General features: G+C 63.7%; 19 protein-coding genes. 8 read left to right on the forward strand and 11 right to left on the reverse strand.

What is annotated here, in order from left to right; genetic code table 11:
* Nucleotides 1–16 precede the first annotated feature (16 nt).
* Entirely contained in the window at nucleotides 17–478 is a 462-nt protein-coding gene (locus tag AC1DSA_RS06725) for a hypothetical protein (RefSeq protein ID WP_477887319.1), read from the reverse strand.
* 134 nt (nucleotides 479–612) lie between these two features.
* Here AC1DSA_RS06725 and AC1DSA_RS06730 point away from each other — a divergent pair, with 134 nt between their 5' ends.
* The 3 genes from AC1DSA_RS06730 (at nucleotide 613) to AC1DSA_RS06740 (ending at nucleotide 3,886) form a co-directional block, all read left to right on the forward strand.
* Nucleotides 613–1,584: a Bug family tripartite tricarboxylate transporter substrate binding protein gene (locus AC1DSA_RS06730; RefSeq protein WP_477887321.1), complete on the forward strand. Its 972-nt coding sequence runs from the start codon at nucleotides 613–615 to the stop codon at nucleotides 1,582–1,584.
* A gap of 202 nt (nucleotides 1,585–1,786) precedes the next feature.
* Complete coding sequence (locus tag AC1DSA_RS06735; protein ID WP_477887323.1) at nucleotides 1,787–2,230, forward strand: hypothetical protein; 444 nt, start codon at nucleotides 1,787–1,789, stop codon at nucleotides 2,228–2,230.
* Nucleotides 2,231–2,740: 510 nt separating this feature from the next.
* Nucleotides 2,741–3,886: a capsular polysaccharide export protein, LipB/KpsS family gene (locus AC1DSA_RS06740; protein ID WP_477887325.1), complete on the forward strand. Its 1,146-nt coding sequence runs from the start codon at nucleotides 2,741–2,743 to the stop codon at nucleotides 3,884–3,886.
* A gap of 108 nt (nucleotides 3,887–3,994) precedes the next feature.
* Here AC1DSA_RS06740 and AC1DSA_RS06745 read toward each other — a convergent pair whose 3' ends face one another.
* Entirely contained in the window at nucleotides 3,995–6,532 is a 2,538-nt protein-coding gene (locus AC1DSA_RS06745; RefSeq protein ID WP_477887327.1) for a sulfotransferase, read from the reverse strand.
* A gap of 202 nt (nucleotides 6,533–6,734) precedes the next feature.
* On the opposite strand from AC1DSA_RS06745, the gene AC1DSA_RS06750 reads away from it, so the two are divergent.
* Together AC1DSA_RS06750 and AC1DSA_RS06755 are read left to right on the forward strand one after the other, a co-directional pair.
* Nucleotides 6,735–10,259 carry a glycosyltransferase gene (locus AC1DSA_RS06750; protein WP_477887329.1) on the forward strand — a complete coding sequence of 1,175 codons (3,525 nt, stop codon included), beginning with the start codon at nucleotides 6,735–6,737 and terminating at the stop codon, nucleotides 10,257–10,259.
* 48 nt (nucleotides 10,260–10,307) lie between these two features.
* Nucleotides 10,308–10,817, forward strand: coding sequence for a hypothetical protein (locus tag AC1DSA_RS06755; protein ID WP_477887330.1), 510 nt, complete (start codon nucleotides 10,308–10,310; stop codon nucleotides 10,815–10,817).
* 46 nt (nucleotides 10,818–10,863) lie between these two features.
* On the opposite strand, the gene AC1DSA_RS06760 is transcribed toward AC1DSA_RS06755, so the two are convergent.
* The 8 genes from AC1DSA_RS06760 to AC1DSA_RS06795 all read right to left on the reverse strand — a co-directional run bounded on the left by AC1DSA_RS06760 (nucleotide 10,864) and on the right by AC1DSA_RS06795 (nucleotide 19,974).
* Complete coding sequence (locus AC1DSA_RS06760) at nucleotides 10,864–12,273, reverse strand: alginate O-acetyltransferase AlgX-related protein (RefSeq protein ID WP_477887332.1); 1,410 nt, start codon at nucleotides 12,271–12,273, stop codon at nucleotides 10,864–10,866.
* Between the two features lie 71 nt (nucleotides 12,274–12,344).
* Nucleotides 12,345–13,580, reverse strand: a complete 1,236-nt coding sequence (locus AC1DSA_RS06765) for a class I SAM-dependent methyltransferase (protein WP_477887334.1) — start codon at nucleotides 13,578–13,580, stop codon at nucleotides 12,345–12,347.
* Nucleotides 13,577–14,413 carry a DUF4214 domain-containing protein gene (locus AC1DSA_RS06770; protein WP_477887336.1) on the reverse strand — a complete coding sequence of 279 codons (837 nt, stop codon included), beginning with the start codon at nucleotides 14,411–14,413 and terminating at the stop codon, nucleotides 13,577–13,579. The genes AC1DSA_RS06765 and AC1DSA_RS06770 overlap by 4 nt, the downstream gene beginning before the upstream one ends.
* A gap of 19 nt (nucleotides 14,414–14,432) precedes the next feature.
* Nucleotides 14,433–15,896 (reverse strand): glycosyltransferase family 4 protein, encoded by a 1,464-nt coding sequence (locus tag AC1DSA_RS06775; protein WP_477887338.1) that lies wholly within the window; start codon nucleotides 15,894–15,896, stop codon nucleotides 14,433–14,435.
* Nucleotides 15,897–15,919: 23 nt separating this feature from the next.
* On the reverse strand, nucleotides 15,920–17,434 hold the full coding sequence (locus AC1DSA_RS06780) for a glycosyltransferase family 2 protein (protein WP_477887340.1): 1,515 nt from the start codon (nucleotides 17,432–17,434) through the stop codon (nucleotides 15,920–15,922).
* A 4-nt stretch (nucleotides 17,435–17,438) separates the two neighbouring features.
* Nucleotides 17,439–18,089: an ABC transporter ATP-binding protein gene (locus tag AC1DSA_RS06785; protein ID WP_477887342.1), complete on the reverse strand. Its 651-nt coding sequence runs from the start codon at nucleotides 18,087–18,089 to the stop codon at nucleotides 17,439–17,441.
* Complete coding sequence (locus tag AC1DSA_RS06790) at nucleotides 18,086–18,868, reverse strand: ABC transporter permease (protein ID WP_477887344.1); 783 nt, start codon at nucleotides 18,866–18,868, stop codon at nucleotides 18,086–18,088. The genes AC1DSA_RS06785 and AC1DSA_RS06790 overlap by 4 nt, the downstream gene beginning before the upstream one ends.
* Nucleotides 18,868–19,974, reverse strand: coding sequence for a KpsE/RkpR family capsule polysaccharide export protein (locus tag AC1DSA_RS06795; RefSeq protein WP_477887346.1), 1,107 nt, complete (start codon nucleotides 19,972–19,974; stop codon nucleotides 18,868–18,870). The genes AC1DSA_RS06790 and AC1DSA_RS06795 overlap by 1 nt, the downstream gene beginning before the upstream one ends.
* Nucleotides 19,975–20,460: 486 nt before the next feature.
* Here AC1DSA_RS06795 and AC1DSA_RS06800 point away from each other — a divergent pair, with 486 nt between their 5' ends.
* The 3 genes from AC1DSA_RS06800 (at nucleotide 20,461) to AC1DSA_RS06810 (ending at nucleotide 24,036) form a co-directional block, all read left to right on the forward strand.
* Nucleotides 20,461–21,654, forward strand: coding sequence for a polysaccharide biosynthesis/export family protein (locus AC1DSA_RS06800; protein ID WP_477887444.1), 1,194 nt, complete (start codon nucleotides 20,461–20,463; stop codon nucleotides 21,652–21,654).
* 190 nt (nucleotides 21,655–21,844) lie between these two features.
* Nucleotides 21,845–23,005, forward strand: a complete 1,161-nt coding sequence (locus tag AC1DSA_RS06805) for a glycosyltransferase family 4 protein (RefSeq protein WP_477887348.1) — start codon at nucleotides 21,845–21,847, stop codon at nucleotides 23,003–23,005.
* Nucleotides 23,002–24,036 carry a capsular polysaccharide export protein, LipB/KpsS family gene (locus AC1DSA_RS06810; RefSeq protein WP_477887350.1) on the forward strand — a complete coding sequence of 345 codons (1,035 nt, stop codon included), beginning with the start codon at nucleotides 23,002–23,004 and terminating at the stop codon, nucleotides 24,034–24,036. The genes AC1DSA_RS06805 and AC1DSA_RS06810 overlap by 4 nt, the downstream gene beginning before the upstream one ends.
* Nucleotides 24,037–24,041: 5 nt before the next feature.
* On the opposite strand, the gene AC1DSA_RS06815 is transcribed toward AC1DSA_RS06810, so the two are convergent.
* Entirely contained in the window at nucleotides 24,042–24,884 is an 843-nt protein-coding gene (locus AC1DSA_RS06815; protein WP_477887352.1) for a glycosyltransferase family 2 protein, read from the reverse strand.
* Nucleotides 24,885–24,890: the final 6 nt, after the last annotated feature.

Genomic DNA, 24,890 nt, shown 5'->3' on the forward strand with positions numbered 1-24,890 from the left:
TCCGCCTGCTGCCGCATCAGCGACGCGCCTGCCAGTCGGCGTAAGCGCGGTCCATGCGCTCTTGCCGCGTCGACGCATTCAGATCCGTTGCGGGCGATGCCCCGGCACCCATCATGCGGGTGTCGTGATGCGCCTTGCCATGCATGCCGTGGCCTGCGTCGGCATGCTTCGCGTGGTGGTGATCGGCGGCTGCGTGCGTCTGGTGATGATGGGCCGACGCCGCGTGATGATGGTGCTGCTTCGCGCTCGCATGGTGCGTTGCGTGGTGCTTCCCGGCGACCTTCCCGTGCGACTTGTCGGCAGGCATCGTGGCCCGGTCCGCGTCCGACGCGGCACTGCGGGTGCTGCTCGAAGCGTCGTTGGTGCTGCTCATCGTCGCCGCCTTGTCAGCTGGCGTCTTGGCGCTGCCGTAAGGAGCCTGGGCGAAGGCGGTACCGCCGACCAGGGCGACGGCGATCATCAGGGCTTGCAGTTTCATGGGTGTTCCTTTCGATGCGCGAGTGCGTCCTCTCACAACGCGCGGGCCGGCGAGCGGCCTGTCGGACAAACTGCTGCCGGCGTGTAGGGATACCCTGCGCGGCCGTGACCCTGCCGGATTGAGACAATGCGCCGATGAAACGCCGACAACTCCTCCTCACCTCCCTGGCCTCCGCGGCCACCCTTGCCGCGCCTCACGCGTGGTCGCAGGCCCGGCCGCTGCGCATCATCGTTCCCTACGCGGCCGGCGGGCCGATCGACGTCACGGCGCGGCTGCTGGCCGAGCGCGTGAAGGACAGCCTGGGCACGGTGATCATCGAGAACCGCCCTGGCGGCGGCGGCAACATCGGCGCGGATGCAGTGGCCAAGGCCGCTCCCGACGGCACCACCATCGGCATCGCCGCGGTCGCCACCCATGCGATCAACCCCTGGCTGTTCAGCAAGATGCCTTACGACCCGGTGAAGGACTTCGCGCCCATCACGCAAATGGTCCGCGTGCCCAACGTGCTGGTGATGAACGCCGACACTGCGGCCCGCCTGAAGATCAACACCGTGCGCGACCTCATCGCATACGGCAAGGCGAACCCCGCGAAGCTGAATTACGGCAGCGGCGGCAACGGCAGTGCGGGCCACCTGGCCGGCGAGATGTTCAAGCGGGACGCCGGTATCTACGCCGTGCACATCCCCTACAACGGCGGCAATCCCGCGCAGCTGGCCTTGCTGTCCGGCCAGGTCGACTTCAATTTCGACAACCTCGCCACGGCCGCCCCGAACATCCGGGCCGGCAAGCTCAAGGCGCTGGCCGTCACCACCTTGAACCGGTCGCCGAGCCTACCGGACGTGCCTGCGGTCGCCGACACGCTCAAGGGCTTCGCGATCGACACCTGGTGGGGCCTGGTCGCGCCGGCGGGCACGCCGCGCGACGTGGTGCAGAAACTGAACCAGGCCTTCGTCGCCGCCCTGAATTCCCCGGAAGCGAAGACCCGCTTCGCAGCCCTCCTGGCGGAACCCGTGCCCACCACGCCCGACGAATTCGGCAGCTTCATGCGCGCGGAGCTCGCCAAATACGAAAAAGTCGTGAAGGCGTCGGGCGCAAAGGTGGATTGAGGCCAAAGCCGCGTCTCCTACAGCGCGTGTGAGACTTGTCCGACACGCGCTGGCTCAGCCGGGCTCCACATTGGCTGCAAAGCACAACGGGGGAGCCGACATGGGACACCGAGTTCTCGTGGGGTTGGTCATCGTGACTGCGGCGTGCAGTGCCGCCGCGCAGTCCGGCGGAAGCTTGCAGTGGCGGGCCGGAAGTGCCCCCTTGGGACTGCAGGCCGGCCAAGACGGGTCGAGCAGCGCCCCCTGCGGCCGCTTCGCCATCTCCTGCGACGCCACCACCCTGCCCCTGTACGCCAGCCCACGCAAGCCCTACAGCGTGAGCATGCAGGTGGTCGGGTACACGGAAGCGCCCGCGACGCTTTCCGCAGGACTTCCCCCCGGATTGAACGTGAGCCTGCTTGGCAAGGCAGGCCTCGGCTGGGACCTGGGTGTTTACGGCCGGGTGGGAACCTCGTTCCATCGCGCCGCCACCGCGCTCACGCCCGTCTCTCCCGGCGAGGGTGGCGTCAGCTACGGCGTGGGGCTGGATTGGCGGTTCTCCCGGGCGGCCTCTGCCGCGATCGGCCTGGACAGCTATGAGCTGCGCGGGGGCTTCGGCGACACGAGGGAGTTGCGAACCAGTCTCGGACTGCGCTGGCGGTACTGACCCGGCGCCCGCCTAAATCGGACCCTGCGGAGAGCCGTTCCCTCGCGGGAAGGACTCAACTTCTTCCCCTGTGGCGCGCACGCCGCAGCTGCGCAATCCCGTCAGTTAGCGACAAGACGCCCCCACTTCGTCGCCAGCCCAGCATCGGCGGGCACATCGCGCTATTTGGAAACAATTAGAGTTACATCGCACCGTATTTTCTCACGATTCCCAAAACCAGCTCGGCAACAATTAACTGATCGGTGGATGCGTTGCCTGATCCAAATGGCTATCCTTCGCCATCGATGAGGAAATTGCTTAGGGATACACCCTTAGCAAGGGGACTGGTGCGTACCACAAAGGGCGCCCAAGCATCGTAACAATGAGTGAGGGGGTTCGATGGCGAGCGGGGTCCTTGCTGCGGGCGGGGCAGGAGAAGCTGTAACCGCGAACTGGCGTGCGCCCGTTCCAGGAAATCCCGCCTTCGCATGTCTCCGCAACGCGCGCCGTGTGCTCATGCTGCAAGGGCCCGTGGGCCCTTTTTTCGACCGGGTGGCCGACTGGCTGCATTCCTTCGGATGCAAGGTCGATCGTGTCGCCTTCCACGGCGGTGACGAGGCCGACTGCCAGCAGCTCGCCCCGATCCGGTTCACCCAGCCCCGTGCCAACTGGCCTTCGTTCCTCGGGACGCTGTTGCGGGACCAAAGGCCGGACTGCATCGTCCTGTTCGGCCAGAACCGCTACTACCACAAGGTGGCACTGGAGCGCGCGCGCGCGATCGACCTGCCGGTGATCGTGATGGAGGAAGGCTACTTCCGTCCGGGTTACGTCACGATGGAACTCTGGGGCGTCAACGGCTACTCCACCACCCTCGATCGCTTCACCTGGACGCCGGAAGAAGCCAAAGACGGCGCGCCCGCGACGCTGGCCCCGCAGTTTTCAAGCATGCACTTCCAGAAGATGGCGTGGCACGCTTCCCGGCACTACATCGCCATGCGGGCCGCGCGGCAGCGCTTTCCCGATTACGTCCACCATCGTTGCGACGACCTGGGCTTCTATGTGCGCTACTGGACGCGATCCTGGGCCCGCAAGGGCATGCACCGCGCACCGGACCGCCGCCTGCAGCGCTGGCTGTTCGACAGCGGCACCCCTTATTACTTCGTCCCGCTGCAGCTGGAGGGCGACAGCCAGATCGTCCACCACAGCCCTTTCGAGAACAACTCGGATTTCATCCTGCGGGTGCTGCCGTCCTTCGCGCGGCACGCACCCAAGGAGGCGCTGCTGGTGTTCCGCCAGCACCCGCACGCCCGCGGCGGCCCCGGCAACCACGAGCTGATCCGGACCCTGGCGAAGTCGCTGGTGATTTCCGACCGTGTGTTCCACATGTGCGAAGGGGACACTCCCGACCTGGCGGAGCGTTCCCAGGGAACGATCGTGATCAACAGCACGGTGGGCTTGCAGGCCTTGGAGCGGCGGGTTCCCCTGATCGTTCTGGGCGACGCGCTCTACAAGCACCCGGAGTTCACCTTCACGGGCGACATCGATGCTTTCTGGGAGGAGCGACGCAAGCCGGACCCTGATGCAACGCGCGCCTTCCTGGCCCAGGTGAAGCATCTCACGCAGGCGCCTGCGAGTGTCTATGCGCTGCGCGAAGAACCACTCAGCTGGTCAATCTAGCTGCTGTGCGGGCACGCGGCCTTCTGGCCTGCGAGTGCGCTCGACGCTCCCTACCGTAGCAAGGTAGCTCGAGGAGAAGAGCAGAGTTGCAGGTGAACTGCCCTGCCCTCAGGCCGTTCGCCAGCCAACCCAGCGGCGAAGCCACGCTCCCAATCTCTTTGCACCACCGGACGGAACGGCCGTTGGATCGTGGCGGGCGATCAGGGTGAGAGCGAATTCGCGGGTCGTCATCCGCTGCTGCCGCAGCTCATCTAGCAATCCGGCATTGGCATGTTCGCGACTGGCGAGGTTCGCCCGCAGTTCTTCGATCTGCCGCTGAAGATCGACATTGGCTGCAGCCGACGCGAGCTCATGGTCACGCATCGCAGTCAGTTGATCGCGTACAGCTTGCGACGCCGTGGAGAGTTCGGCAAAGCGCACGGCGATAGCTTCACCGCGTTCAGCGATCTGATTCGCGCGGACCTCAGTGCGTGCCAAGAGCTCGGCGTGCTGTTGTTCTGATGCCCGCGCTTGCTTCTGCATCGCGGCAAGCTGACTGGAGAGCGCCTCCCTTTCAGCCCTCACTTCTTCGATTTGGCGCTGGAGCTCCGCATTGTGGCGAGCGGCGGCAAGTCCCTCTTCCTGGGCCAATTTCAGTTGCTCGCGCACAGCCCTGGACGAAGCAACGACTTCGGCAAAGCGGGCTGCGAGCGCTTCGCCCCGCTCCGCGACTTCGACTGCATGGCGCTCGCTGCGCGACACAAGGTCGGCGTGCTGTTCGTTTAACACCCGGGCGCGATGTTGCACTTCATCCAACTGCCCCGAAAGCACCGCCTTTTCGCGCGTGAGTGTTTCAATCTCAGCCTGCAGTCGGCCGTTGGATTCGGCCGAAGCACCAAGTTCGGCAGCAAGGCGCTCGGCCTGCTCCTGTGTTGCGGCAAGCGATGCAGCGAGCCACTCGACGTCTCCGCCGAGTCTGTCTTTCAGCGCGGCAAGGTCCTGGACCTGTGCAGTTCGTTCCGCAACCTCCACTTGCGCACTGGCAAGCGAGTGCGCCAGAGACGCATTTTCAAAGTGCAGTTTCCCCTGCGCCTCCAGGAGCGCGGCATTCTCTGCGCTTCGGCGCGTCGCCTCGTCGGCCTGATCCCTAAATGCCTCGTTCAAGCGCGTGACTTCGGATCCGAGGTGCCGTTGCGTTTGTTCCAGAACTGCGATCGACTCGCGCTGCTGCTCCGCCTCGGCGTTTGCTGCTTGGAGGGCTGCATCGAGCGCGGAGTTTTGTTGCGACAAGGCTTGGGCGGAAGCAACGGCAGCGGCATGGTCGGCGGCACGAGCGGCGGACTCCTGATTGCTGGCGCTCAAAGCGCTGGCGAGTCTCGCCACTTCCTCGTCAAGGTGCTGACGGGACTGCTGGAGCAAGCTCAATCGGCCGGCACCCTCCGCGATCTCCGCGTCCGCTCTCGCGAGTTCCGAAGTGAGTCGCGATGCTTCTTCGGACCTAGCCGCCAAGGCAGCCTGCAATCTCTCCGCCTCCTCCTTCGACAGAGTTGTGCCGAGCTCGCTTCGCAGGGCTCGCACCTCCTCGCTGCGGGCTTGAAGCTGGGCGCGAACCTCGTCCGCACGCGCGCCTTCCGCACGCAGGTGCTGCGCCAATTCCTCGGCTTCCTGAACGCGGCGCGCAAGTTCCTGCGACAGGTTGGCGACTTCGGCAGAGCGCGCCTGCGTCTGCACCGTAAGCCCTTCCACCTTCTTCGACAACTTGTCGGCAAAACGCAGGGCGGGCTCGAGTGCCCGCAGTTGCGTTTTCCAGCCCTGCAGTCGATCGCTCCAATCCTCGTCCGCTCCGACTTCCGCGGAAGCAAGGCCGGCAAGAAGGTTGTACACGTCCAGGACCAGTTCAGGGCAGCCGTCGTCCAGCAGCAGGTCACCGGCTCCGAACTCTGTGTGCCGCAGCTCAGGCTCGAGGAAATCGCGTTCGAACGCGACAACCTCGTCTTCATTCACGTCCAGGCCGAGAGTGCCGGCCATGCGTCCGATCTCAAGCCTGGGGAACGCCAGCAACCGGTCGTATTCCACAAAGACGTGCTTTTCCCCGGCGATCGAGTCCAGCATCGGCATCACGTGATCGAGCCAAAGGTAGTACGCCTGTTCCGATGGCATGTCGTTGCGCTTGCCCAACGAGCGCACGACGCTGAGGGGATTGCGCACCGCGACCACGTAGGCGACCTTGAGCCGAGTCGCGCGGAACACCTCGCGCCAGAACGGCAGCAGCTTCGAGATTCGCGGGTCCTTGAATGCAAACGGCGCTCCGGTCTTCAGCTTCGCGCGCACCACCTCGGCCGCACGAAGCATGAAGCCGGCCTCGCGCAGCCGGGCCACATCATGGTCGGACGTCTTCGCCAAAGAGTGCCATTCCTTGCCGAGTGCAGCCAACATCTGGATGTTCAGCGCATTGATGTCCATGTCCTCCCAGAATCCCTTTGGGTTCTGTTCGGGGTGGGGCGGCATCAAGTTATCGCCAAGCTCCATGCCGAGCGCCCGGAGCGACCGCGTGATCGCGCTCGTCCCACTGCGGTGCATGCCCAGCACGACGACGAGATCGACGGTACGCGCCGGGTTTCGACCGACCACGCGCAGGGGACTGGCAGGAATAGTGGTGCTCATCATGCGAGCATTGTGCTTCAGCCCGAATGTAGTCACGCTAAACTGCTGAGCACCGCGTGCCGCCACTCCGTCCACGAAGCTGGCGTGTTGCTCTCTTGCATCACCTGGAATCAAACGCGCTTCGTTGCGTGCCAATGCGTCTTTTCAGTTCTATCTCATCCCGGTGCAAGCGCGCGCACGGGTATGTGCCACGTTGTATTAAGAAATGAAAATCGAAGAGTTTCCCACCGACCGCGCTGAGCGCATCCTGGCCGCCGTGGAGGCGGAAATCACGAGGATCGAAGCAAACTTTGCGGAGGTCAACCACCTGATCCGCACGCTCCGCGATGTTGGCGCGCAGCCAACATCCAGGCATCCGGTGCCGCATAGGGCGCAGACACTGCCGCAGCAATCCGCGGCCAACGTTGGGCGGGAGCAGTCAGAGCGAGCCCTCGTCTCGGAATCGGGGCTGTTCGATCGTCAGTACTACCTAAGAACCTACCCCGACGTTGCCGCCACCGGCATCGATCCGCTCGATCACTACATGGTGGCCGGTCACCTCGAAGGCAGAAACCCGAATCGCTTCTTCGAAACGGATTGGTATCGAGCGTTCTATCCGGAAGTCGGGGGCAACCCGCTGGTGCACTACATCCTCCACGGGGCCAAGGAGAACCGGAGCACGTCCCAGGCATTCAACGGTGCCTACTACGCCCAGGAGAACCCCGACGTGTGTGCCGCAGGATTGAACCCCCTGAGGCACTTCGTGGAGTACGGACGTGGCGAGGGACGTTCCGCCACGCGATTGCGGTTCGAGGACCTGCGGGTTCTCGCACCACCTTCGCTAGCCCCTTCGTTCGAGCGTCTGGAGCCTTACGACGCCTGGATCGCTGCCAACACGCCGACCGCCGCGTCCCGCAGCGAACTGGCCGCTGCGCTGCACGAACGCCGGGACCGGCTGCCCCGTATCTCGCTGGTCACCCCCGTTTACGACACCCCAGCTGAACTGCTGCTTGCGCTGGTCGCCTCGGTACAGGCCCAGATCTATCAGGACTGGGAGCTCTGCATCGTCGATGACTGCAGTCCGTCCGCGCACATCGCCCCCTTACTGCAGGAGATCGCTGCGAGCGATTCGCGGATCAAGGTCGCCCGCCTGGGCGCCAACGGCGGCATCAGCGTCGCTACCAACGCAGCGGTCAAGCTTGCTTCCGGCGAGATCGTGGCCTTCCTCGATCACGACGACTTGATCACCGAAGACTGCCTGGGTGAGATCGCCATCTACTACTGCGACCATCCCCAGGCTGACGTCGTCTACAGCGACGACGACAAGATCGACCTGGCCGGCAAGCGATTCGCACCGCAGTTCAAACCCGGCTGGGCGCCGACGCTGCTGCTGTCGTACATGTACCTTGGCCACATCTTCACGGTGCGGCGAACCCTGTTCCTCGAGCTCGGAGGATTCATCAAGGACTACGACGGCTCGCAGGACTACGAGTTCGCGCTGCGCGTGGTGGAAAAAGCGCGGCACGTCGGGCACATCCCCAAGATCCTGTACCACTGGCGCGTGGTGCCCGGGTCGACGGCAGCCTCCGGCGACGCCAAACCGGCGAGCATGGAAGCGGGACGCCGTGCCGTCGAGGCGGCGGTGCGCCGCCGCGGGCTGCGTGTCAGCGCGGTCACGCATCCCCAGTGGGCGCAGGCCGGCAAGTGCGGCATGTTCGCGCTGGAGTTCCCGGACGACGGGCCGACGGTCACGATCATCGTGCCCACCTTCAATCGGGTCGACCTCCTGACTGCATGCATCGAGTCGTTGCGCAAGACGACGTACCGCAACTACGACGTGCTGGTGGTCGACAACGAGAGCACCGACCCCGCGACCCTCGCCTACCTTGCGCAGTTGAACCAGCGTGCCGGCCACCGAGTTGTGCGCATCGGCAACGACGGGCCCTTCAGCTATGCGGCGCTGATGAACAAGGCAGCCAGGCGGGCCACGGGCGAGTACATCCTGTTCCTGAACAACGACACGGAAGTCATCGAGCCGCGCTGGCTCAGCCAGATGATGGGTTATGCCCAGATGCCGAAGACCGGCAGCGTCGGCGCGCGTTTGTACTTTGGAGATCGCACCCTGCAGCACGCCGGCATCGTGCACGGATTCCATGGCGGGCTGGCGGGACACGCCTTCCGCGGCCACCCGCCGCATGACTGGGGATACCTTGGCTACGTACGCGTCGCCCGGGAGTATTCGGCCGTCACCGCCGCTTGCGCGGTCACGCCACGCTGGCTGTTCGAATCACTGGGCGGATTCGATACGAGCCATTTCGCCGTGGCCTACAACGACGCCGACTACGGCTACCGCCTCGCCCGCCTGGGCTACAGCAACATCTATTGCCCGGAAGCCGAGCTTTTCCACTACGAAGGCAAGACCCGCGGCTTCTCCGACAACCCGCGCGAGGTGGCGGCTTACCGGCAGATCCACGGCGGCACCCGCGACCGCTTCTTCAACCCGAACCTGAGCCTGGCCGATGAAAGCTTCGTGCCGGCGCATGTGCGTGTCAATTTGCGGCCGCGGCAGTTACCCCGCACTGCGGTGATCAGCCACAACCTGAATTTCGAAGGGGCGCCCTTGGTCCTGCTCGATCTTGTGGCGGGACTGGTGGCTTCCTCCAGCGCAGAGCGGATCACGGTTTATTCGCCCGTAGAAGGCCCGCTGCGCAAGCAGTTCGAGGCGCTGGGCGTTCAAGTGCGCGTGCTCGGCGATCCGCAGGCAGGCGTGACGAAGGCCTCGGTCTACCAGGAGCGCTGCACAGAACTCGGCGAGATTCTGCGCCGTGCAGGCCACGAAGTGGTAATCGCCAACACCTTGGCAACCTTCTGGGCGATCAATGCCGCGAATGCGGCGCACCTGCCGTCGGTGTGGTGCAACCACGAGAGCGAGCCCTGGGAGACGTATTACGACTACCTCGCAGTGCCTCTGCGCGCCTATGCGTATGCAGCGTTCGCGCAGGCATACCGCGTGACGTACGTGGCGGACGCCACCCGCGCCGTCTGGGCACCGGTTGAAACGCGGGGAAACTTCGAGGTGGTGCGCTATGGAATTCCCGCGCCCGTGCTCGACCGAGAAATTGCGGCGCGACCCCGCACGGCGGCGCGCAGCGAGCTAGGGATTGCGCAAGACGAGCTGGTGCTCGCGCTGGTGGGCACGGTCTGCCAGCGCAAGAACCAACTGGACCTGGTCGAGGCATTTGCCAGCTTGCCGTTTGACTTGCAGCGTCGGCTGAAGATCTTCATCGTCGGTGCGTTTGGGGAGAAGGCGTACCTGGAGAAGATCGAAGCGAAGCTTGCGGAACTGCAACCTGAAGTGCGAGCGCGGGTTGTGCTAACGGGTCCCAAAGAAGGTGCGTTGACGTACTTCGCTGCAGCCGATATTGCTGTGTGCACGTCCCGGGTCGAGAGCGCGCCCCGCATCCTGATGGAAGCGATGGCCTTCGGCTTGCCTATCATCACAACCCCGGTCTACGGCATTCCGGAGCTGGTGAAGCACGATGTCAATGCACTCTTCTATGAGCCTGGAGACGTGCAGCGTCTGGCTGCCATGATTGACCGGCTCACGTCCGAAGCCAAATTGCGGAGCAAGCTTGCCTCTAACAGCCGCCTGGTGCTCGAAAGCTTGCCGGGATACGAATCCATGGTGGACCGCTACCGAGCGATGATGGACGAAGCATCGATTTCCACCGTCGCGACGACCGGGTCGTGACCGACCATATCGAAGTCGAATGTTGAAAGCGAAGGATCAGGAGTAGGGATGGCGAAAGATCAATTTCACTGGGGCCTCGAGCTATGGGAGCTGGGTGCTCACGACTATTTCGTGAAGATCAATCATTCACGGCCCGTCAAGCTTCTCGGCCTGGAGGGCGTGTTGACCGCGGCCCCAGTTCCCAACTATCGCGTGGACGATCACTTGGTTCGGCAAACTCTGGCCTCGCTGACTTTTCCCGGGAACTACCTGAAGGAAGGGCAAATCGAAATCGTTGGCCAACCCGACACACCGCGCTGCAATCAGTCCATTGACCGAAACCTTGTCACGCTCAATGTGAAGCAGACTGCGGGAAACAATACGGCGCTGAGTTTTTCTAGGCGCTTTGATCCACCCATAGAACTTCCGGAAAACATACTGCGGTGGCACGTGTTCAACGAGTCTTATAGATTCCGCATTGACCGCGAGCCGCACGAGTCCTATGTAGTGGACAACTCCTACGACGCGCTGAACGTTGAGATACACACGCACTTTTACTACGAGTTTGACGGCGAATGATCGCTGAGTCGGAGAACGAAAACCTCGATTCCGCCTCGCAGCTAGGTTACGAATGAACCGGGATTAGGCGCAGACCAGTAATGCGAAACGTGCCTCGTGCCGAAAGCGGGTCAATCCGCAAGGCTGGCCCCAGGCGGAGACCGGTGAGGTCGAAGCTCACCTGATTTCTTCCAACACGGATCGGTTGCCGTAGGACTCGGTCCTCCGAGTAACCGATCGAATCTGGGCACATGTAGTAGATGGCCACATCGGACTCTACGTCGCTCATCAAGTCGAGTTCCAGAAAGTAGCGGCCAGTTTGAAGCGGCGTATTGGGAAATACAAAAGCTGGATCGTTGCCGACGGATCGAAAGCCGCCTCTCTCAACGTCGACAATCTCCACGTGATCGTTAGCTGCCCAATCTCCCAAGTCAGGAAACCGAATCAGTCCCCTCTTCGCTTCTTCGACGCAAAGGCGTGACTCCCACGATAAGTATTCAGCACGATGATGAGTCCACGAGAGCTGAGCTTTAAGAGCAGCGACGAACGTTGCTGATGGCGCGTAAGTGGTACTGCCATGGAAGTCCAGCAGGAAGCTGCGTGATTCCCTATCGCTACGCACATCGGACAAATACCGCTCCGTGTTGCTCGTAACGATCGCGTCCGGACCAAATTGCTCCACTATGTCCGCTTGGAATGTGGCACTGCGAACGTAAAGAATTTCCTTGAACGCGGGCAGGAGGAACTTGAGTGATTCCTTGATGAAACTGTCACCAAAGATCAGGAGCCTGCCCCTACTCTCGGCCGGCTGATTTCGCAGGACTGCTAGGTTCCCGGTGTTCCCTGGTAGGAACAGGTGATTGTCAAACACGAGGGGCGCCCTCTGGGGCTCCGCTGTTTTCTCCGGTGTCGATCTCCCGTCCCCAAGCATGAGTCCCAAATCACCGGAGACCATTTGCTGCCCCGCTGTGAAGTGGTCGGCCAATGTGTAGGAACGACCCCAGCGTCGAAGAAGCAAGTCTGCGACCGTGAACGATCCGTGATCAGTGAGGTGTGTATCTCTGAGTCGAAAAACTCGGGACTGGTGGTCCGCAGCGGCGAGTTCCTCGAGGGGGTAAACGGCGCCGGCAGCGGAGGCGGCGAGCGCGGGCGCGTAACTGCTGAGAAACAGGCTCTGAATTTCCTCCCGCCAGGGCGCCGGGACAAGTGATCGCAGAACGACGGGTTTTGCTGGGAACACCAGATGAACATACGGTATTTTTCTGTACGCGCAGTAGGCCGCTCGATCTTCCAGATTCCCCACGAAGTTCGCAATATCTTGAGCTGTAGGCTTGCGTCGCCCTGTCAAAAATTCAAACTTGTGATGCTCTCCCGCAAAGAGAAATAGATTCTCTCCCGCCCCAACCAGTACGCCGGACTTTGGTGCCATCGAAAGCTGTGAACTTGAGTCTTGATCCATATTCAGCCAAGACAGCATGCATGCATCGGATCCGCACCGGCGAGCCCAGTATTTGCTCGGATCTGCTGAATGAATATCTTCATACCTGGCTATGGAAGATCGACTAAAACTACATCCACACGTTGGCACCGCCCCATTTGCCCAAACCATGCAACGTGCTCCGACACCATGTCGAGGCGCACTCGTCTCACATTCGCCGACAGCGGAATCTGCACACGCAGAACAGCGCGGCCACCGGGAGCCAGACCTGGAGCGGGCACACCGACACGCATGAAGTCCAGCTGCACGGGCTCGTCGTGGTCGTCCAGCAGCTGTACCCCTAGATTCACGCAACCCGGCTCGGCCTGCCGGTCGCAGATCCAGTGCCCCGTGCCCGTGTTACGCACCTCGACCTCGAAACTTGCAAAGCCCGCAAGACTCGTGTCGATGGGCCCGGTCAATCGGATCTCTGCACCCAGGCTGCCTGGCTGTCGGCTGTCGGTCCGGGGTTCTCCCTTCGTGAGGTAGAAGCACTGCGTATTGAGCATTTGCGCGGTCAGCCGCTCGCAGATGGAAACCGCCTTTGCCTTGGGCATTCCGGCTGCGGACCATTGCAGGTATTCGTCGAGATGCACGCGCAGCGGCTTGGGCAGTTGCACCAGTACTTCGGGGGCGTCCAATCCCGCAGCTTGGGCGTCCCGCGCCACACGCGCCAGGTCGATGTCGTTCTCGATCACCTTGTACCGGCGCATTTCTTCCTGCGATTGCGCGGTCCGCGAATGGAAAGGTCCGGGCTCCAGCATCGCGATCCTCCCGCCGGGACGCAGCACCCGTGCAAATTCGCGCAGGGTGGCGCCCTGGTCCTTGGCGTGGTGGAAGGAATCGAAGCAGATGATGCGGTCCACACTCCCGTCGTCCATCGGAAGCCGCTCGCCACGATAGGCCAGGAATTGGGCGCTTCCCTGGGAAGCAGCCACAGAGGCGGCGAGTTCCTCTGCAAGACACAGCGCAGCCGCGGCGATGTCGACGCCGACCGCGTGGCACCCCATGGCGGCCAAGCCCTGCGTCAACCACCCGGTCGCGCACCCGAAGTCCAGCACGTCGCAGCCCTTGAACAGCTCCGCCGCCTCGAAGAGCAGGCCCAGGTTGCGCGTCTGCTGCACTGCATCGCTCGGGTTCGAAAAAGGTTTTCGGCACTGCTCGCTTCGCGTGTCGAGTGAACGGAAATACGCGTCGGCGCTTTCCACCAGTTCGTCGTCCGTCAGCGTGGCGATTAGCTCATTGACGTCGATCACGCCCGGTTCAGGGCCGGCCGCATCGCGCAGCCACGATGGCACCCAGCTCATGGAAGGCGTTCGCCGCCTGCCTTCAGGCGGAACGCGATCGCGCGCAGCGTGCGCTCCGCCGGAAAGTCGGTCTCCACGCCATGCACTGCCCGCAGGTACCAGCCGCGCCAAGTGGGACGGCTGGCCGCCTCGTACCGCCGCAGGTACGTAGCAAGCGGCCAGGGAAGCGCGGCGGCCGGCGCAGCCTCCGTCATGCGCTTCAGCACGAACGCCCGGGTCAAGCCCTCGGCGAGGTAAGCCGTGTACAGCTCCGTCTCGTGGGCGCTGGCTGGGCGACCCAGGACGACGCGCGCGGCAGCCGCCACGAAGGCAGCCTCCCCCGCCTCCATCAGTTCGCTGGCGGTGTGGCCGCACGACTTGATCAGCCGATGCTGCAGCTTCAGCTCCTCGAGGCCGGGCAGCGTGGCGGCATAGGCAAGCCCTTCCGGATCGGCGCAGATGTCGCAGATCACCTGTTCCTTCGTGTCACCGGCGGCCAGGCGTGCCCCGTAGTCCCTCAAGCCCGTCGGGTCGGCCGGACGCCCAAGCAACTTGAGATACGCCGCGTGCACGAACGCATTGCCATCCAGCGCGAGCAACTGCGCCACGTCCCGCACGCGCGACGCAAGCTCCGCGGGCTCCATGCCCCGGCCTGCAAAGCGCCGGCCTTCATCGCTGTCGGACAGCTCCTCCCAGACCTTGTCGCGCGGCGTGCCCGCGTTGAGCCGTTGCAGGTAGTCGCGCAGGCCGACCGGGTCGACGGGCCGGCCCAGCAGCGCTATGTACGCCTTCCCAAGGAAGGACTGATGGTCCAGGCGCTCAAACTCGGAGGGAATGGAGGTGATGGCATTCATGGGATGTATCGCATACGTTTCAAGACTGGGCGCGGCGCCCGTGATCCGAAAGAAGCTCCGCCCACTGCGGGACGATCCGCCCGGCCATGTACCGCCCGCCCACGACCTGCCCGCGGCCCGCCAGCTCTGCGCGGCGACCGGCGTTTCCCGGTCCGAGGAGTCCGGCCAGGACCTCGGCCGCGTCGCGAGGCGAATAAGGGTTGAAGAAAGCCGATGCGTCGCCGTACACCTCGCGATGCACCGGGATGTCGGACGACGCGACAGCGCACCCGCACCGCATCGCTTCGACGCCGGAGTAGTCGAAGCCTTCCGCCAGGCTCGGGCAGACGGTCACGGCCGCGTGCTGGTAAAGGGCCCGGAGCTCGCGGGCGGGCACGTTCTGCAGCCAGAACAACTCGCCGCGGCTGATCAGCGGCCGGAATGCGCGCAACGTCGCCGTGGCATCCCACCCGAGGTTGCCCACGACCACCAGCTTCAGGTCGGGATTGCCGGAGTATTTCAGCTGCTCCCACGCACTCAGCAGCAGCGCGTGGTTCTTTCGCGGCTCCAGTGTGGAGACCATCAGCAGGTAGTCGAATTCCCCCGGATCCTGCGTCTCCGCAGGCGATCGCGCGTCCAGTGCCTTGGCTTCAGCCAGCCTGTTCCTGATCACCCGGCTCACCATCGCACGCGGGCTCTCCTCCCGATGGAACTCCTCGGACACCATGTTGTGGATCACCTGCGCGCGACTCTCCACCTCGGGAAAGATCGTCAGCAGGTCCCGGCGCGTCGCTTCCGACACGCACACGAACAGCGCTCCGCCCGCGACGTTGCTGCGCAGGGCCTGGTAGTGCGTGGCCTGGTGGAAGGCCTTGTCCTTGATGGTGTGCGGCATGAGCAGCGGCACTGCGTCGTGGTAGCGCACGACGATGCGCGTCCCCTTGCTCACGCGACCGGGGAAAGGGGTCTGCGCCAGCAGGAAATCGAACCCGCTGGTGTCGATCATCGGGAACCGGGGCACCGACGTCGACTTGGTTCGCAGGCTGACGTTCTGCAGGGCCTTGCGGGATGGTCGCAGGACCAGGTAATCGCCACCCGCGACCGCGTCCTTGTCGCCCACCGGCAGCGTCTTCTCGAACAGGGTGCGCCACACGAAATCCGCGAACAGTTCGGATCGGAAGATGGACAGGTGCACCGGCAGTCCGAGTGCCGTGCGCAAGCGAAGCACCTGCGTTGCCAGCTGACTCTTGACCCCGTCTGCCAGTGCTTCGAGGCGCGTGGTGGACGACCGCTCGTTGATCGAAACGATCAGCTTGGACAGCTGGTAGATCTCCGCGGATATGGTGCCGCTCTCGCCGGCACGGAGGCCGGCGCGCAGATGCCTGCCACCGTGCTGGACGAGGCCCGTCGTATCGCAACCTGGAAGCCCACGGAGCGCCCGAAAGAGCAGTCGGGTCTCCTGCGGTATCCCGGCGAAGCCATCGAATGCCGGCTTCAGATCCACGAGAATTCGAGCGCAATTGGCCTTCATTGTGTGCATCGGGGCGGCTCGTTCCAGCGGGCGGGGTGGCGATCGATGAATGCCAAATCCGGGGTCCAGTCGGGCGACGCCGAGTCCAGGTTCGGATTGAAGTACGGGTCGCCGCGCCGCAGCTCGGGTTCCCATCGCGCCCAGAAGCGCAGGGCATCGCCGACGTCCTCCGACTTTCCCCGGGTGGCACGCTCATGGTGAACCAGTCTGCTCCTGGGCTCCACGAGCACCGTTCCTCCTGCGGCGCGGACGCGAAGGCAGAAGTCGGTGTCGTTGCACGTCAGTCCGAACTGCGGGTCGAAGCCGCCCATAGCATCGAACACACGGCGCGGAACCAGCATCACGGCACCCGTGACTGCACTGACCTCACGCGGGCAGACCGCCCACACTGGGAGCGTGGTGGCGTTGTGAAACAGGTGCTCGGCACCCCCGCCGTGGTAGGCCAGGAAGATTCCTACGTGCTGGACACCTCCGTCCGGGTAAGTCAGCAAGGGGCCGACAACACCGGCGCCAGTCGCGTTCTGCGTCGCGACCAGGCGCGAGAGCCAGGTTGCATCGCCGGATGGTTCCACGTCGTCGTTGAGAAAGAGCAGCAGTTCGCCGGCCGCGAGTGGGACGCCGAAGTTGTTGACGCTCGACCAGTTGAACGGCTTGTCCCAGCGCAGGCAGCGGACCGTGTCGGGCAACCAGGACGGCTTGTCGCATTCGCCATTGAGCACCAGCGTGATGTCGAGCGCCGCGTAGTCCGTCGCATGAAGAAGGCCCTCGATGCAGCGCCGCAGCATGGGCTCGTCCGCGATCCGCGTCGGGATGATGGCGGATACCTGCTTGGGGGCGACGGGCTCGTTCCAAGTTGCCAGGGGACCACTTCGGGCGGATCGCCCCGCAGGCATCCGGCTCAGGATCGCCGGGACGTGGCCAACGGAAGGCACGTCACCGCAGGACTGGTGAACCTCGGCGAAGTCCCAGGCATCGATGCGCCCGGAACATCGCAGTGCGGCTCCGAGGACAGTGCGCCTCAGGAAGTAGGCAGCCCCTACATAGTCGTAGTGAACTGCGAGGATCGGCGACCAGGCGGGCTTGAGCTTCGGGGTTGCGTGCCCATCGGCACCCAACACTTCGGCATCGCCGTAAAGGCAGTCCGTGTCAGCTCTCGTGCGCACCGCCTCGGCAAGCTCAGCGACCGCCCACGGTTTGAGCTCGACGCCAGACTCGATGAGAAGCAGCCACTCGTTCTCGGTCGCTTCGATCAGTTCATCGAGGCGCTGGTGCCACGATATGGACAGGTTGGGGAAGTCAGGCAACTGGCCACGCGGTGCCGGCCCGACAAGAAGGACCGCGACCTTGCCGAAGTTCGACGCGCAAGGCAGCAGCGAATGCAGCGTCCTTGCGAGGTCGCCCGCGCCCGCAGTTCGCACGTCGTGTCGCACGCAGGCATCCAGGCGCATCGTGGACTTCGGCACCGCGCGCCCATAAAGCGCGCAATGTGCATCGCACCAATCCGCAGCCATCGCGTCAGGTGACATGCTGATAGAACTCGTAGGCACTGGCCACGCCGTCAAACGAATGCAGCACACCCTTGTGCAGAACCGCCGCCGAATGGCAGTGCTGCTCGATGCTGTGCGGATCATGCGAAACGAGAATGCAGGCGCGGTCCGCGCGCTTCTCGAACAGCTCGATCTCGCACTTGGCCTGGAACCTCGCGTCGCCGACGGCAATGACCTCGTCGATCAGGAAGCAGTCGAAATCCACCGCCATGGAGACCGCAAACGCAAGCCGAGCACGCATGCCGGCAGAAAAATGCTTCACCGGCTCGCGCATGGCCTTGCCGAGCTCCGCAAATTCCTCGACGTAATCGATCTTGTCGCGGTAATCCACGCCGTGCACACGGCAGATGAACTTCAGGTTGTCCATGCCGGTCAGCGTGCCCTGGAAAGCGCCGCCGAAGGCCAGCGGCCAGGATACGGACATCCCGCGGTGGACGCTGCCGGACGTGGGCCGCTCCGCGCCGCTGAGGATGCGGATGAGGGTGGACTTGCCGGCACCATTGGATCCCAGAATGCCTATCTTCTGGCCTCGACCCACGGTGAAGTTCACTCTATCCAGGACGACCTTCGGACCCGAGCGCGTCGGGTACACCTTGCGCACACTTTGGACCTCGATCATTCGGGCACGACCCTGCGGCTGACGATCCGCTCCTGCGTCAAGGCAAGCGCTGTGAGCACGGCACATGACCCTGCGAAATACCAGATGTCGTAGTGGGTACGGACCAGGCTTCCAAAGTAGCCGTCCCGGATCATCTCGGTCCCATGCACCATGGGCAACCAGAGCAGGAAGTCGCGACCGGCAGGTGGCAGCGCATCCAGCATGAACGCGGCGCCGGAGAGAGGAAACAGCAGGTACGACGCCGGGTGCCAGAGCTTGTCGACCAGTTCGCTGCGTCCGGACAGCGAGCCCAGGAGAAGCGCCAGTGCCCCCCCGAACCAGGCAAGCATGAACCAGCCGCAGATCACCTTCAGCAGATCCTCGGGCGGCGACAGCCAGTTGGTGGCGATGAACACCGTCGAGAGCACGATGAACGAGATGGTCGCGCCCATGCCCTCCAGCAGGATGCGCGCCAGAAACACGTCCATCAAGCGAACCTGGCGGTGGTAAAGCAGAGCGAGATTCGGTTCGATCGCGGCGACGCACCGCGCCGGCATGTTGCGCCAGAGCAGGACGGCCGAATACCCGGTCAATGCGAATGCAACGATGGGGATGGGCGACTCCCGGTGCAGTCCGATGAATGTCCACAGGGCCGTGACGCCCAACGTGAAAAGCATCGGTTCCACGAAGAGCCACAAGAAGCCGATGTTGTGCCTTCCGTAGCGCGTGAGCATCTCGCGGATCAGCAGAGCGCGGATGACTCGCACTTGCACCCGTAGCGACTGAAGCAGCGGGGACATCAGGCCTCGTGCTCGCGGATGCCGGCGAGGAGCATGCGCAGGATGGCCAAGGCGATCAGCCCGAGCAAGAGCGTCGAAAGAACGTTGCGCAGCCGTCGCGGCTCCTGCGCCACGTCAGGGAGGCTTGGCTGCGCGATGCGTTCAACGTAGACCTGCTGCCGCTGCGCCTCGTTGCGCGCGCTTTCAAGACCCGCTAATGCACTCGCTAGTTGCTTGTTTGCGAAGTCGGCCTCGAGCGCGAGCTGCTGGATGCCTGCGGCCTTGTTGGCCAGGGAACCTTGGCCCCCGGTCACGCGTGCGGATTCCTTTTGGATCTCATTGCGAAGAGACTGGCTCCGGGTCCGCAGCGCCGCGATCTGCGAGTTGCCCGGCGTGGACGCCTCGAGCTGCGCCAGTTGCGTGGTCGTCGCGATCAATTCGTCCTGCAATTTGGCGATCTGCTGCAACTGCACCGTGGCCTGTCGATCCGGGTCGACCACGTTCTGCACATTGCGAAAGTTCGTCAGCTGCAGCATCGCTCCCTTCGCGGCCTTCTCAGCGAGCACGACTTCGTTCTGCGCGTAACGAATCAGATCCTGGCGCGCACGTTCGTTCAGTCGGTTCACAAGGCTCTCGCTTTCCTCCAGCAAGATGCGGTTCGTGTCCCGCGCATCCTCCGCACGAAAGGCTCGGACCGTCATCGTCACGATGGACGAATTAGCGTCCGTCTGCACGCTGACCTTGTTCTGGTAATACCGGTGGAGCGCCTCGAAGCTGTCATCCGGATCGATGCCAGCAAACCGGCTAAAGATGTCCGCACTGCGATCTGAGAATTTGGTCTTCACATCGATCTTCTGCTGCAGCTTTTGCAAAGCGTCGCGAGAAAGGATGAATTCCTTCACGACGAAACTGTCGTCTTGCGCTCGCGCGAAGCCGGTTCCCTGAAGCAACGCACCGAGCCCTGTGCTGACTTTTCGTTCCGGACTGCGGACGACGAAGCGAGATTCAGAGGTGTAGATATCGCTTGCCCACAGTGCACAGTACGCAGCGATGCCGAGCGTAGGCACTGCAATCGCGACGGCGAGGGCGTGGCCTCGGAGCAACAAAGAAAGGCCTTGGATGCGCATAAATTTCAGGTTGGAGCAGGGCCCGTCTTCAGTGGCGCGGCAAGAGAGCAAGAAAACTCCAGCTCGAGGCAAGCAATTCTCAAGAGGATCAAGTCATCCGAAGCCGGGATTTTTTGAGCCGCGCGTGGACGCTCGCGACCGGCGCCCCACTCGCTCGGGCAGGCTGGACGCGTGTCGTAACGGCGATGTTAGCTGATCCATGGCCTGTTAAAGAGCGGAGCGGCCGGAGAACCGCTTCGACGTTGTACCGCAGCCAACGCGGGTTGCTTGACACGGGATTGCCGGCTGCCCCAACCAGCTACGCCGCCTGCACCACTGAGTGCCAAAGGTGACAGCAAATTCGAAAAGGCCCCTTGGCCGCTCGCGTGGGGGCCCTGAAACACGGCTCCCCTAGGCTCGAAGATTGGGGCTGAGCAACGGCTGCGACTGATGACCGGCCACGTATGATCAGCATTTCGGTGGACAGGCCGCGAGCTGCGCATCCCCATATCACGACGCATGATTGCCAGAATCCTCAAAGTCCTCACTCTCGGCGCCGCGATTGCATTGGCCGGATGCACGTCGACGAGGGCATTCCTCCCCACGAGCGGCCCTAGCGGCCAAGAAGTGGAGCAGGCGCGGCAGCCCGATGACGGCATCAGCGTCGTCGAACTTACCAGTGCCGTCGTGCGCCGCGTCCAGGCGATGGAGAAGCGCGCCTCTCTTGCAGACACGCTGGGCGGCGGCACGGCGCCGCGCTTCACCATTGGGCCGGGCGACGCGCTGGAGATCTCCGTTTGGGAGGCACCGCCGGCCGCCCTGTTCGGCGCAGGCACAACGGATTCCCGCGCTATCAACTCAACTGCCCGTGTTTCCGTCCTGCCTGAGCAGACTGTCAACACGTCCGGGAACATCAACGTGCCATTCGCAGGGACGGTCCCCGTTGCTGGCCGCACTGTGCAGGAAGTGGAGAGCGAGATCACGCGGCGCCTCAAACCCAAGGCGAACGATCCGCAAGTGTTGGTGCGAGTGCTGCGCAACACTTCCGCGATGGTGACGGTTGTGGGTGAGGTGAATGCAAGCTCCCGACTTCCGCTGTCGCCGCGCGGCGAAAGGCTGTTGGATGCGCTTGCGACGACGGGGGGCTTTCGCCAACCGGTAGGCAAAATCACAATCAGGGTCACGCGGGAGCTCGTGGAAGATGGGCGAAGGACGGTGCGCGTTGTGTCCCTCCCGTTGGATACCATCTTCACCGATCCAGCGCAGAACATCCTGCTGCAGCCGGGCGACGTGGTAACGGCTCTGCACCAGCCGAACAGCTTCACCGTGCTAGGTGCGACAGCGCGCAATGAGGAGATCAACTTCGAAGCCCAAGGGATCACCCTCGCGCAGGCGCTCGGACGCTCGGGCGGGCTGCAGGATCAACGTGCGAACCCGACTGCCGTCTTCGTCTTCCGGTTTGAAAACCCTGAAATAGTGAGGGAGGCCCCCCCAGAGAGGACGACCTTGGACGGCCGAATCCCGGTTGTCTATTTGGTGGATCTGAAGAATCCGGCCAGCTTCTTTCTCGCCCAAGACTTTCCCATGCGCAATCGCGACGTCCTGTACGTGGCCAATGCGCCCGCCGCGGAGCTACAGAAGTTCTTGAACCTGCTGACTTCCCTCGCATTCCCGATCAATTATTACAACGGCCTGAAGTAGTGGCGTCATTGCAGCTTTCCTGCGGAGAGCTGATCGCCAGCTTGCAAACGCCTGCCGAGAAAACCGGCTGGCCGGCAGAGGGCGGGTGGGGCTGCGCACTCGTCCATCCGCGACGAAGTTGCATTGCCCGAGATTGCGTCACCGAGGCGGACATCGCGAAGAATGCGCTATGTGCGCCCCTCTGCTTCTGATGCAGAGCCCCCTCCTGATCGACGTCAGCCGGCTGACCCTCCGCACCCTGCGCGGTCGGCTGCCGACCGGCATCGACCGCGTCTGCCTTGCGTACATCGAGCACTTCGGCGAGCGCGCGCAAGCCGTTCTGCAGTGGCCCGGCTTCCGGCGCGTGGCGATCCATGGCACTTCCCAGGAGCTGTTCGGAATGCTGCGCGATCCCGACGCGAGCTTCGCGCGGCGACTGGCGCGGCTGGTTCCGCGGGCCTTGTTTCCCGCATGGCCCGCGCGTGACGTCGGCAGCCGGATCTACATGAATCTGGGTCACTCCGGCCTGGAGAATCCAGGCCTTGGACATTGGCTGCGTCGCACCGGGCTTCGACCCGTGTTCATGGTGCACGACCTGATCCCGGTGACACATCCGGAGTATTGCCGTGCCGGCGAGTCGCAGAGACACGTCGCCCGCATGGAGCTGATGCTACGCTTGGGCGCCGGTATCCTGGTGAACTCGCAAGCCACGCGCGATGAGCTGCAGGCCTTCGCAGGGGTGCATGGCCTTCGCATGCCCCCGACCGTGGTGGCGCCCTTGGCGGCGCCGAAGCTTCCTCTGGAAAGCGCCGCGCCCGCCCCGCTGCCACATCCCTACTTCGTGGTCCTTGGCACCATCGAGCCGCGCAAGAACCACCTCCTGTTGCTGAACGTGTGGCGGCGCCTCGTGTCGGAGTTGGGGGAACACACCCCTCACCTCGTCATCATCGGGCAGCGTGGCTGGGAGTGCGAGAACGTGGTGGACCTGCTGGAACGGTGCGATCCGCTGCGGGGTGTTGTGCACGAGCTCGGTCGCTGTTCGGATTCGGAACTGACGCGGCACCTGCTGCACGCGCGCGCGCTGCTGTTTCCGTCCTTTGCCGAAGGATTCGGCCTGCCGCTGGTGGAGGCCTTGGGACTCGGCACTCCCGCCATTGCGAGTCCCCTGCCCGTTTTCAACGAGATCGCAGGCATGGTGCCGGAATATGTCGATCCGCTCGACGGCCCAGCCTGGGCCCAGGCGATCCGCGATTACGCGCCCTCTGAGCATCCGCGCCGCAGCGCCCAGCTGGAACGCCTGCGCAGTTTTCGTGGGCCGACCTGGGACGAACATTTCGCGCGGGTCGAGGACTTGCTGGAGATGCTGTCTTGATCCGCACGGCGCTGGGGCCGGAACTCGAGGGCCCGGTCTTTGCGTACGGGTTCTCCTTGCGCAAGCGCGCCTTCGTCCGTGCCTTCAGCGCGCGCCCGGATGTTCGCTTCGTGCGCTCCGGCGCCGAGGTCACGCCGGGCGCGACCTTGCTCCTGTGGGGCAGTGCGCCCGTGCCGCATGGCGTCAGCGACGGGGTGCGGATCGTTCGCATGGAAGACGGTTTCCTGCGTTCCGTGGGGCTCGGTGCGGACCTCACGCGACCGTTGTCCTGGGTGCTGGACGAGGAAGGCATCTACTACGACGCGCGCACGCCCAGCACGCTGGAACGCTTGCTCCAGGAATGCGCGTTCGACGAGGAGGAAATTGCGCGGGCGGCTTCGCTGCGACGGCGTGTCGTCGAGACCGGCGTGACGAAGTACAACCTGGTGCGACGCGCCTGGACCAGGCCCGCGGGGACCCGCCACGTCGTGCTGGTGCCAGGCCAGGTCGAGACCGACGCTTCCATTGCATGCGGAACAGTCGACATCCGAACCAACCTCGCCCTGCTCCAGGCCGTGCGAGCCGCACGGCCGCAGGCCTGGGTGGTTTACAAGCCGCACCCCGACGTGGTCGCCGGGCTGCGCGGCGCGGGGATGGGCGAGAACCAGGCGCAGGCGTTTTGCGACGAAGTCCTGACCGACGCGTCCATGCATGACCTGCTGCAGCAGGTCGACGAAGTGCACGTGCTCACGTCGCTCGCCGGCTTCGAGGCCTTGCTGCGAGGGACACCGGTGTCGTGCTGGGGGCACCCGTTCTATGCCGGCTGGACGCTGACGCAGGACAGCCATCCGCATCCGCGGCGTACGCGCACGTTGACGCTGGACGAACTGGTGGCCGGCGCGCTGTTGCGGTACCCGGTTTACGTCGGCGCCGGTGGTCGGCGATGCACGCCGGAGGACGCGCTGGACGCGCTGATCGAGTGGCGTGCACGCGAACCGCAGCGCGACCGATGGTGGCGAAGATGGATTCGTCCGCTGATAGCAAGGCCATGACTGCTTCAGGGCCGACCGATGGAATCAAGAATCTCCATCAATCGCCCGTCCCGCACATACCGTCCAGACAGCACCTTCTCCTCGGCCGAAGCGATCCAATCGGTCTGCCCTTCATGCTTTTCCTTCAACTTGCCGCCCTGCCAATCGGCATAGAGCACCCTCCAGGTACCGCCAACGGCAGGATCCAGCTGTGTGTTCCGTCCATACGCAGCCCCGCCCAGCACGATCTTCTGCTCGAACTGCTGGTAGGAGCGAACGGGGAAATGCAGGATCTCGATGTCTTGCGTGCTTGGCGCGGTCACCGGTCCTAGTTTGTTGGACACGGTGTGATTTCCCTGTGCGACCACGACATCCTCAAGTCCTCGATGGCAGACCTTGCCAGGCAGCGGATGCCCCAGCGCGTTCACGGAATGCAGATCGCGAAACAGCATCCGGCGATAGAACGGCAGTGCGTGGTCGCAATCGACGATTTCCGGGAAGTTGTACCTTCTACACTCGATGGCGAGCACTTCCGGCGCCTGACTGGCCAGCCGCTCCTTCAATGACCCGGAGGTTGCCATCCAGAATTCATCGGCGTCGTTGTTGACCACCCAATCCGCGCGGTGCTCATCCACCGCTGCCCGCGCCATTCTTGTCACCCAGGCGTGCTGCGAATAGTCGTCACTGTCTTCACGCCGCCATTCAAGAACGCCCAGGCGTCGATACTCGTCGAGGATGTCCAGGGTTCCATCTTCGGACAGGTTGTCCGTGCAAACGAAGAAATCGACCCCCTGCGAAAGGTGAAACTCCAGGTTGTCCCTGAGGATGTCCTCTTCGTTGCGCACCAACAGCGTCATCACCAGCTTCATACGGGG

This window comes from Ramlibacter sp. P4_H7 (assembly GCF_056400765.1).